Genomic DNA, 9,314 nt, shown 5'->3' with positions numbered 1-9,314 from the left:
GTGATGCCGCCGACCATGATGGTGATCTTGCCTGCGGCGGATGCGGTGCCGGGCAAGGCCATCATGGTGGCGCCGGCAACGGCCAGCGAAATCAGCGTGCGACGAATATTCTTGTTCATGGAGTCTCCTGAATGTTGTAGTTGTGAAGTTTATTTCACCTGATTGACGAATTCGTTGGTGTAGGTCCTGGACAGGTCAATCTTCTTTCCCTTGATGTTGGGGTTGAACCCTGCCATCACCTTCAGCACCACTTCCGGACCTTCGGCCGGCATCTTGCCGTCCGGCGAGTACATCGGCAGCGAGGCCTTCAGGGCCTGCACATACAGCGCCTTGTTGCCGCCGTAGTAGTCGGCCGGCATCTTGGCGGCGATTTCTTCCGCGCTATGGGTCTGGATGTATTGCAGTGTACGGACAAATGCGCGCGCCAGCTTCTGCGACTCGGCCTTGTGGCTGTTCATCCAGGAGCGATGCACATAGAGGCTGGAGGCCGGATAGAGCCCGCCCAGCGCCGCCTTGGTGCCGTCGACGCTGCTCATGTCGACCAGCACCTTGGCTTCGCCGCTGGCCAGCAGCATCGAGGTGGTCGGCTCGGTGGTCCAGACCACGTCGACGCGCTTCTGCTTGAGTGCCGCAATCAGCGTATTGCCGGCGCCGACCGGCAGCATCGAATAGTCGCTGGTCTTGAGGCCGTTGCGGCTGGCCAGGTATTGCGCCAGGAAACTGGATGAAGAACCGAGACCGGTCACGCCCAGCGTACGGCCCTTGAGGTCGGCCATGCTGCGCACTTGCGTGGCCAGGTCGCTGCGCACCATCTCCATGCCGCCCGGCACCACCAGCAACTGGGTGATCGACAGGACTTCCTTGCCCTTGCTTTGCAGGTCGATGGAGTGATCGTAATAGCCGACCACGGCCTGGACGGCGCCGGCCAGCAGTTCATTCTCGGCGTCCACGCCGGCCTGCTGCGACTGCAGCTCGACGTCGAGGCCTTCCTCCTTGAAATAACCGAGGTTTTCCGCCAGCTTGGGCGGCAGGTAGATCAGTTTGTTGATGCCGCCGACCATGATGGTGATCTTGTTGTCGGCAGCCTGGGCTGCGGGAGCTGCAACTGTTAGTACGGCCGCGCCGATCAGCGCGGTGGAAAACACGGTGCCGATGACATAAGCACACACATTGAAGCGTTGACGCATTATGATGCCTCCTGAATGAGATGGAAGACTGCTGCACGGTATGGGGATGCAAGCAGCTCGCTCAAGTTCTTATTAATATAGTGGTCGCTATTCTAAGAACCGGAAACCTTCATCCAGCTTTCCAAATCCGGTGTTTCTTCTGTGCACCGCAACAAAAATATGGGTCTTTTGCATGAAATTGCTGCTGATCGAAGACAACCCGCCGCTGGCGCATTGGCTCACGCAGATCCTCAGGGAGAACAAGTTCAGTGTCGACGTCGCCAGTGACGGCGAGATGGCCGATCACGTGCTGCATACGGAAAACTACGACGTCGTGCTGCTCGACCTGATGCTGCCCAAGATGCACGGCAAGAACGTGCTGCGCCGCCTGCGCGAACGCCACAATGCGGTGCCGGTGATGATCCTGACCGCCAGCGGTTCCATCGACGAGAAGGTCGAATGCCTGGGCGCGGGCGCCGACGACTACCTGGTCAAACCCTTTGAAGTCCGCGAGCTGGTCGCCCGCATCAAGGTGCTGATCCGTCGCCAGACGCCGGACAAGGCCGCCGAAATCCATTGCGGCGACCTCAGCTACGACAGCAATACGCGCCAGTTCGCCATCGCCGGCAAGACACTGGCGTTGCCCGCACGCGAACACGACGTGCTCGAAATCCTCATGCTCAAGCAGGGCAAGACGGTGTCCAAGAATGCGCTGGTGAACGGCATCTTCAGTTTGTCCGATGAGCCCAGCGCCGACGCCATCGAAATCTACATCTCGCGCCTGCGCAAGAAACTGGAACCCTCGCAGGCCGCCATCATGACGCTGCGCGGCCTCGGCTACCTGCTCAAACAAAAAGATGATAGTCAGCGATGATCGTTAAAGATGATAGTTAGCCTGCGTCTGCGGCTGCTGCTGTGGCTGCTGATTCCGCTCACCGTCTACGTCGGCGTCAGCGCCAGCTTCACGCGCGACAGCGCGGTCACCAGCGCCGACCTGGTGCAGGATCGCGCGCTGCTGGCCTCGGCGCGCATGATGGCCGGCCAGGTGACGTGGGAAGACGGCGCCCCGGTCGTCAACGTCCCGCCGGCCGCGCTGGAAATGTTCGCCTCGCCCGACCATGATGAGGTGTACTACCAAGTCCTGATGGACGACAACACGCTGCTGGCCGGGCGTCCGGACTTTCCGGTTGACGTCGATTTTTCGCTGATCGCACCGGCTTACGCCACCACGTATTTCAACAACCAGCCGCTGCGCGTCGTCAGCTATGTGCGCGCGCTGTACGACAACGGTACGCTGCGCATGGTCGCGGTGTCGGTGGGCCAGACCATGCGCGGCCACGCGCAGCTTCTCGATGAATTGTGGCGCCCCGCGCTGCACCGCCAGATCATCATGCTGCTGCTGGCGATCGCGCTGGTGGTGGTCGGGCTGACGATCGAGTTGCGCCCCATCCTGCGCGTCAAGGATGAACTCGCCACGCGCGAACCCAACTCGCTCACGCCCTTGCGCGCCGGCGAGCTGCAGGTGGAATTGCGTCCCATCGTGGTCGCCATCAACCAGTACATCCAGCGCCTCAACACCCAGGTCGCGGTACAGAAGCGTTTCATCGCCGACGCCGCGCACCAGTTGCGCACGCCGCTGACGCTGATCGATTCGCAGATCCAGTTTGCGCGCCAGCTCAACGATCCGCAGCGCCTGCCGCAAGTCTTGCAGGCGCTGCAGGACAGCAGCCGCAACATGACCGACCTGACCAACAAGCTGCTGCAGTTATCGCAGGCGGAAGCGTCGAACAGCACCGCCTTCCCGCGCCAGCCGATCGAGCTGGTGGGATTGGCGGCAACGGTGCTGGAAGAACTGGTCAGCCTGGCCCAGCGCAAGCATATCGACCTCGGGATGGAAACCGCCGTCGACGAGGCCTGGGCCATGGGCAGCCAGGCGCTGTTCTCGGGCATGCTGATGAACCTGATCGACAACGCGCTGCGCTACACCCCGGAACACGGCAAGGTCACCGTCGGCGTGGCGCTGGAAGACAACAAGGAAGTGGTGATCACCGTGGCTGACAACGGACCGGGCATTCCCGCCGAAGTGCGCGAGCGCGTGTTCGAACGCTTCTACCGGAACGCCGCGCCGGACCAGCACGGCGCGGGGCTCGGCATGGCGATCGTGAAGGAGATCGTACAGGCGGCGCAGGGGACCATTACGCTGGGGACCGACCGGGACGGCAAGGGATTGACGGTGACGGTGAGGTTGCCGGCCGCATCCGGTGCCGGCAATGCGCAGTAAATTAGAATCGCCGCACGGCCGGTTTGAGCATAGCCGCAAGACAGGGTCAGATCTCCATCAATTTCAGCAATGGCCAACGCGATAGAAACTGCTTATCTTCTAAATGCTGTAAAAACATGCCACGAGACGCCTGACGCGGATTCCAACGTAGATTAAGCTCGAAGAGATCCGTAAGTCCGCAGGGAGCAGCAACCGTCAATCGACCATCATACTCAAGACGTACACCGACTGCCGTTGCAGTTTCCGGCCAAGTTCCAACGCCATCTTCACTGGATGTCAAAGGCAAAATTTGTAATCCGAACTCCTGCTCATACCACCTATGCACTAGGGCCTGATTCGTCACCTCCCAATAAACGCTGGGCGCCATACGATTCAAACTTTCCTGCAAAGCTTCATCGCTCTTAGACTGCTCGTTGCCAGATGAAAAATAAATCAGATCGACGTCGCTACAAGAGACTACCGATGGAAAGCCATGCAGACGATTCCAAACTGTGTTGCGAATTGCACCAGCGCCGATAAACCAATCTGGCAAATCGAGCTCGCGCGCAGTGTTCATCAAATCCATCAACCAATCCGCACCCCGATCTCAGCAAGTTGCAGCGCAAGCAGACGCTCCCTTTCATATCCCATACCAACTCTAGTTACAAAGCTCAATCCCAGGCCACAGAAACGAAAAAAGCCAGCGCGAACGCTGGCTTTTCTGAATTCTGGTGGAAAGTCGCAGTTTCGAACTGCGGACCCCTGCAGTGTGAATGCAGTGCTCTACCCCTGAGCTAACCTTCCATTTGCTGTCGCCACCGACCGCGAGGGTTGGTGTGAAGCGGCCCGAATTATGACACAGAATTGACGGCACGGGCAAGCTGCTTGTCATTCCTCGCCATTTCTCGTCATTTTCCTCAAACAATTTACGCCGGCGGCGCTTCCGCCTCGGGTTCCTGGCGCCATACGCACGCGCCGCGCACTTCCTTGTCGAGCGTATTCAGGACTGTCTCGTGCAAACCCAGTTCGGCTTCGCTGGCGGCGACCACGATGACGTCGGCCAGCGGCGCCAGCTCCAGCTTGCCCTCGCCTTCACTGACATCTTCCTCCGCGCCCAGATCCATGGTCAGGCTGTTCTGGCCGCGCGTCATGGCCAGGTACACCTCGGCCAGCAGCGCGGCATCGAGCAAGCCGCCATGCAAGGTGCGATGGGCGTTGGAGATGCCGTAGCGGTCGCACAGCGCGTCGAGCGAGTTGCGGCGGCCGGGATGCTGCTCCTTGGCCATTTGCAGCGAATCGATGACGTTGTCGACGTGTTCCTTGAACGGCGGCAGGCCGAGCAGCTTGAATTCGGCGTCGAGGAAGCCGACGTCGAAGGGCGCGTTGTGGATGATGATTTCCGCGTCGCGCACGTAGTCGCGGAATTCGTCGACGATGGCGGCGAACTTGGGCTTGTCGCTGAGGAACTCGGTGGTCAGTCCGTGCACCGCCAGCGCGCCTTCTTCGGAGTCGCGCTCGGGGTTGATGTAGAAGTGCAGGTTGTTGCCGGTCAACTGGCGGTTGAGCAGTTCAACACAGCCGATTTCAATGACGCGGTCGCCGGTGCGGGGGTTCAGGCCGGTGGTTTCGGTGTCGAGGACGATTTGTCGCATGGGAATTCCGTTTGCTGGTGCTGAGGTCAGAGGACGGTGTCAACGCCGCGGTTGGCGAGCTGGTCGGCGCGCTCGTTGCCGGGATGGCCGGCGTGCCCCTTGACCCAGCGCCATTCGATCTTGTGCTGCGCCTGCGCGGCGTCGAGCGCTTGCCACAGGTCGACGTTCTTGACCGGTTCACGCGCAGCGGTTTTCCAGCCGCGCGCCTTCCAGCCGTGGATCCATTCGCTGATGCCTTTTTGCACGTACTGGCTGTCGGTGTAGACGGTGACGTCGCAGCGGCGAGTCAACGCGCCGAGCGCTTCGATGACTGCCTTGAGCTCCATGCGGTTGTTGGTGGTGTTGCGTTCGCCGCCGCACAATTCCTTCTCGCGGCCGCCCGCGATCAGCAGCGCGCCCCAGCCGCCGGTGCCGGGATTGCCCTTGCAGGCGCCGTCGGCGTAAATTTCCACACGGTCCAGTTCTTCTTTGTTCATGCTTGCTTCTGTCATTGCCTGATTACTTGGTCGTTGATGTTGATCGTTGATGATGTCCCCGCTTTTTACGGGAAGGCGGCATTCTATTCCTTATGGATGCGATTGGTCGCGGGCATGCCCTTGGGCACCTTGACCTTTTGCTTGCTCCAGGCCGGGCCGATCAGGCGCATGCCCTTGACGCGCTTGATCGCCTGCACGATGTAGACCGCGCCGAAATACGGCCACCAGCGGTCGCCGGCTTTTTCCATGAAGGTGAAACGGTCCAGCCATTTGTCGGTGGCGCACGGCGGCGCATAGCAGCCGAAATGGCCGCGATTGACTTCCATGTTGAGCAGCTTGAGCCAGTCCTTCAGGCGCGGCAGGCGGATGAATTCGCCGTCCTGCGGCAGGAAGTGCGCGCCGGTCAGCCGGCCGGCGGCTTGCCGTGCACCCCACAGGCTGGTCGGGTTGAACCCGCAGATGATGACCTGGCCTTCGGGAATCAGCACGCGCTCGACTTCGCGCAGCACCTGATGCGGCTCGGCGCTGAACTCCAGCACGTGCGGCAGCACCACCAGGTCGAGGCTTTGCGTGGCGAACGGCAGCTCGGAAAAATCATGCGCGACCACCAGCGGGATCTCGCGACCCTCTTGCATGCCTGCCGAAGCCTCGATCGGCAGGCAATTGTCGGTGAGCCAGCGATAAGGCATGCGATTGGCCTGCAGTGCGTTGATCTGCGGCATGCCAATCTGCACCGCGTTGAATCCGAAGATATCGGCCGTGAGCGCGTCCAGGTGCTTCTGCTCCCAGGCGCGGACGTAGTTGCCCATCGGCGTATGCAGCCAGTCGTCGAGGGCTATAATGGCTTTTCCCGAATCCGTATCGACTTCCGCCATCACGCGCCCCCGCCCAGCCATGTCAGCCATCCCGCCAGCAGCTTCGTCCGTATCGTCTGTACTGTCCGCTTCATCCACATCCTTGAGTGTCCTGACTGTTCCAGCATTTGACGATAATTACCTGTGGTTGATTCATGACGGCGTCAATGCGGCGGTCGTCGATCCCGGCGATGGCGCTCCGGTCCTGGCAGCGCTCGAAGCACATGGCCTAACGCTGGCCGCTATTCTACTGACTCATCATCATGCTGACCATGTCGGCGGCGTTCCAAGCTTGTTGCTACATGGACAAGTACCGGTCTACGGCCCCGCAGGCGAAGCGATTCCGACGATTACCCAACCCTTGTGGGAAGACGACCTGGTGCACCTGGCCGCCCTCGGCCTCGGCCTCAAGGTGATCGACGTGCCCGGCCACACCAAGGGCCATATCGCCTACTACGCCGCACGGCAGGGCTGGCTGTTCTGCGGCGACACGCTGTTTGCCGGCGGCTGCGGCCGCCTGTTCGAAGGCACGCCGCAGCAGATGGTAACCTCGCTCAACAAGCTGACCGCCCTGCCTGCCGACACCCAAGTCTACTGCGCCCACGAATATACCCTGTCCAACCTGCGCTTCGCCCGCGAAATCGAACCGGGCAATGCGGCGCTAATCGCGCGCATCGATGCGGAACAGGCCAAACGCGCCCGCAACGAGCCGACGGTGCCTTCCACCATCGCGCTCGAAATCGCCACCAATCCTTTCCTGCGCTACAAGGAAACCGCCGTCATCGCCCGCTTGCAAGAAGCCGGCCGTTTGCCTGCCTCAGGGAAACAAGTTGATCCGACGGCAACATTCGGCGCGCTGCGCGAATGGAAGAATACCTACAAATAGAAGGTGAATAGGCCTTTTTTCGGACAAATACCAAACGAATCAAGGGCTTAAGCTTTGTAACATAAGTGAATTTTTACTTGACGAGTGAAAAGGGGCTTACGTACACTCCGTCTAGTCTCCAAATCCACCGGCTTGCAAGCCGTTTTTAGATAAACGGGCGCTTTTGTTGTTTTTTAATAACAGAACCGCCAAACGCTTCATTACTTCCGTTCGGACACATACTTCCTGGCAGGAGGTGCCGTGCATCCGAGACGACCGGTGAATTTGCAATGCGAATTCAAACGCGAAGTTAATCGTTTCTTCAGCCTCAGGCACAGGATCACGTACCCATGCAGCTAACATTCAGGAAATTGGCGATCGCAACGCTTTTCTCTCTCGGTACTCCCCTCCTGGCCCACGCCAACGACATCTCGATTTACCCCGCAGCCTTCAACGCCATCAATCCGAACGATCCTTCGTCCGCGCTGCCGGGCATGGAAGACATCGATATCTGGGCGCGCATCCGCAAGGGCTTCGGCATTCCGGATCTGGAAAACCCGCTGGTGGACAACCAGACCCAGTGGTACAGCTCGCGTCCCGACTATATCCAACGCACCACCGTGCGCGCCTCGCGCTACCTGTTCCACGTCGTGCAGGAACTCGAAAAGCGCGGCATGCCGACGGAGCTGGCGCTGCTGCCGTTCATCGAGTCCGCCTTCAATCCGCAAGCCTTGTCGACCGCCAAAGCGGCCGGCATGTGGCAGTTCATCCCGTCGACCGGACGCGACTACAACCTGAAGCAGAACCTGTTCACCGACGAGCGCCGCGACGTGCTGGCCTCGACCGATGCGGCGCTGACTTACCTCCAGAAACTCTATGGCATGTTCGGCGACTGGCAATTGGCGCTGGCCGCGTATAACTGGGGCGAAGGCTCGGTGCAACGCGCCGTCAACCGCAACCTGGCCGCCGGCCTGCCGATCGATTTCAACACGCTGTCGGCGCAGATGCCCAACGAGACGCGCAACTACGTGCCGAAGCTGCAAGCAGTCAAGAACATCATCGCCGTGCCGGGAGAATTCGGCATCGAGCTGCCCAAGGTCGACAACCAGCCCTACTTCGTCACCATCGGCAAGACCCGCAACATTGACGTGAAGGTGGCGGCGCAATTGGCCGAATTGTCGCTCGACGAATTCAAGGCGCTCAACCCGCAGTTCAACCGCCCGGTCATCATCGGCGGCGACGACACCAAGATCCTGCTCCCGGAAAGCAATGCCGAGAAGTTCAAGACCAACATATCGAAGTTCACGCAAGCCCTGAGCTCGTGGACCTCGCATACCGTCTCGAGCGCACGGGAACGCATCGAAACCATCGCCAGCCGCTTCGGCACCACGCCGGACGTGATCCGCAGCGTCAACCAAATCCCGCCGAAGATGGTCCTGAAAGCCGGCTCCATGATCCTGGTACCGAAGACCGAAACCTCGATGGAAGCCGACATCACGCCGGAAATGGCCAACAGCGCCCGCCTGGCCGTGGCGCCGGACGTACCCGACTTCAAGCGCATCTACGTGAAGGTCGGCAAGCGCGACACGCTGGCGTCGATCGCCGGCCGCTACCGCGTGAGCGTGGTCCAGATCAAGCAATGGAACAGCCTGCGCCACGATACCCTGGCCAATGGTCAGAGCCTGCAATTGCAAGTGCCTTACCAGACGCCTGCCGCCGCGCCGATACGCGTACGCCAGGTCATCCATGCCCCGGCCAAGCCTATCCGCAAGGCGCCTGCCGTGGTGGCCAAGAACACCCGTGCCGCACCGGCCCGCAAGGGAGCGGCGCCGATCACGCTGGCATCGGAAAGCGGCAACCGCCGCCGCTGATATCGACAGGTTCGGAATCGACAAAGGGCCGGGATGCATTCCCGGCCCTTTTCTGTTTGGCGGACTTTCCCCGCACTGCAAAACGACGAATTTCACAGCGTCATTGCCCGGCACGCTCCAATACATCCCCTATTTTTCTTGTGCATATGCCAACAAGGCGGCGCGGCGCC

9 protein-coding genes and 1 tRNA gene are annotated in these 9,314 nt (G+C 60.5%); 4 read left to right on the top strand and 6 right to left on the bottom strand.

All coding sequences use genetic code 11. From position 1 onward, the window contains the following. Window positions 1-149: 149 nt before the first annotated feature. Entirely contained in the window at window positions 150-1,187 is a 1,038-nt protein-coding gene (locus HLUSI_RS0106845; protein WP_016833280.1) for an ABC transporter substrate-binding protein, read from the bottom strand. A gap of 172 nt (window positions 1,188-1,359) precedes the next feature. Between HLUSI_RS0106845 and HLUSI_RS0106840 the strand changes: the two genes are divergently transcribed. Together HLUSI_RS0106840 and HLUSI_RS0106835 are read left to right on the top strand one after the other, a co-directional pair. Beyond that, window positions 1,360-2,040: a response regulator gene (locus HLUSI_RS0106840; protein ID WP_016833279.1), complete on the top strand. Its 681-nt coding sequence runs from the start codon at window positions 1,360-1,362 to the stop codon at window positions 2,038-2,040. Between the two features lie 9 nt (window positions 2,041-2,049). Continuing rightward, complete coding sequence (locus tag HLUSI_RS0106835) at window positions 2,050-3,447, top strand: sensor histidine kinase (RefSeq protein WP_016833278.1); 1,398 nt, start codon at window positions 2,050-2,052, stop codon at window positions 3,445-3,447. 46 nt (window positions 3,448-3,493) lie between these two features. Here the strand turns inward: HLUSI_RS0106835 and HLUSI_RS27360 are convergent, their stop codons facing one another. From HLUSI_RS27360 to HLUSI_RS0106810, 5 genes are all read right to left on the bottom strand, one after another. Next, entirely contained in the window at window positions 3,494-4,012 is a 519-nt protein-coding gene (locus HLUSI_RS27360; protein WP_016833277.1) for a nucleotidyltransferase family protein, read from the bottom strand. Between the two features lie 143 nt (window positions 4,013-4,155). Further along, window positions 4,156-4,230, bottom strand: a tRNA-Val gene (locus tag HLUSI_RS0106825). 122 nt (window positions 4,231-4,352) lie between these two features. Further along, window positions 4,353-5,078, bottom strand: a complete 726-nt coding sequence (gene dnaQ, locus HLUSI_RS0106820) for a DNA polymerase III subunit epsilon (RefSeq protein ID WP_016833276.1) — start codon at window positions 5,076-5,078, stop codon at window positions 4,353-4,355. Between the two features lie 26 nt (window positions 5,079-5,104). After that, a complete protein-coding gene (gene rnhA, locus HLUSI_RS0106815; protein WP_016833275.1) occupies window positions 5,105-5,554 on the bottom strand; it encodes a ribonuclease HI in 450 nt (149 codons plus the stop codon). 83 nt (window positions 5,555-5,637) lie between these two features. Beyond that, window positions 5,638-6,429 (bottom strand): class I SAM-dependent methyltransferase, encoded by a 792-nt coding sequence (locus tag HLUSI_RS0106810; RefSeq protein WP_016833274.1) that lies wholly within the window; start codon window positions 6,427-6,429, stop codon window positions 5,638-5,640. Window positions 6,430-6,511: 82 nt separating this feature from the next. On the opposite strand from HLUSI_RS0106810, the gene gloB reads away from it, so the two are divergent. Together gloB and HLUSI_RS0106800 are read left to right on the top strand one after the other, a co-directional pair. Then, window positions 6,512-7,294 (top strand): hydroxyacylglutathione hydrolase, encoded by a 783-nt coding sequence (gene gloB / locus HLUSI_RS0106805; protein WP_029363218.1) that lies wholly within the window; start codon window positions 6,512-6,514, stop codon window positions 7,292-7,294. Between the two features lie 329 nt (window positions 7,295-7,623). Then, window positions 7,624-9,144 carry a transglycosylase SLT domain-containing protein gene (locus HLUSI_RS0106800; RefSeq protein WP_029363217.1) on the top strand — a complete coding sequence of 507 codons (1,521 nt, stop codon included), beginning with the start codon at window positions 7,624-7,626 and terminating at the stop codon, window positions 9,142-9,144. Window positions 9,145-9,314 lie beyond the last annotated feature (170 nt).

The sequence above is a fragment of the Herbaspirillum lusitanum P6-12 genome, assembly GCF_000256565.1.
Taxonomy (GTDB): Bacteria; Pseudomonadota; Gammaproteobacteria; order Burkholderiales; family Burkholderiaceae_D; genus Herbaspirillum; species Herbaspirillum lusitanum.
Note: the sequence above shows the minus strand (reverse complement) of the source record. Positions and strands in the feature narration are given on the sequence as shown.

What these genes read in the sequence shown, in the direction of transcription:
- HLUSI_RS0106845 (WP_016833280.1), bottom strand. Translation starts at nt 1,187, where the DNA reads ATGCGTCAACGCTTCAATGTGTGTGCTTATGTCATCGGCACCGTGTTT.
- HLUSI_RS0106840 (WP_016833279.1), top strand. Translation starts at nt 1,360, where the DNA reads ATGAAATTGCTGCTGATCGAAGACAACCCGCCGCTGGCGCATTGGCTC.
- HLUSI_RS0106835 (WP_016833278.1), top strand. Translation starts at nt 2,050, where the DNA reads ATGATAGTTAGCCTGCGTCTGCGGCTGCTGCTGTGGCTGCTGATTCCG.
- HLUSI_RS27360 (WP_016833277.1), bottom strand. Translation starts at nt 4,012, where the DNA reads ATGGATTTGATGAACACTGCGCGCGAGCTCGATTTGCCAGATTGGTTT.
- dnaQ (WP_016833276.1), bottom strand. Translation starts at nt 5,078, where the DNA reads ATGCGACAAATCGTCCTCGACACCGAAACCACCGGCCTGAACCCCCGC.
- rnhA (WP_016833275.1), bottom strand. Translation starts at nt 5,554, where the DNA reads ATGAACAAAGAAGAACTGGACCGTGTGGAAATTTACGCCGACGGCGCC.
- HLUSI_RS0106810 (WP_016833274.1), bottom strand. Translation starts at nt 6,429, where the DNA reads ATGGCGGAAGTCGATACGGATTCGGGAAAAGCCATTATAGCCCTCGAC.
- HLUSI_RS0106800 (WP_029363217.1), top strand. Translation starts at nt 7,624, where the DNA reads ATGCAGCTAACATTCAGGAAATTGGCGATCGCAACGCTTTTCTCTCTC.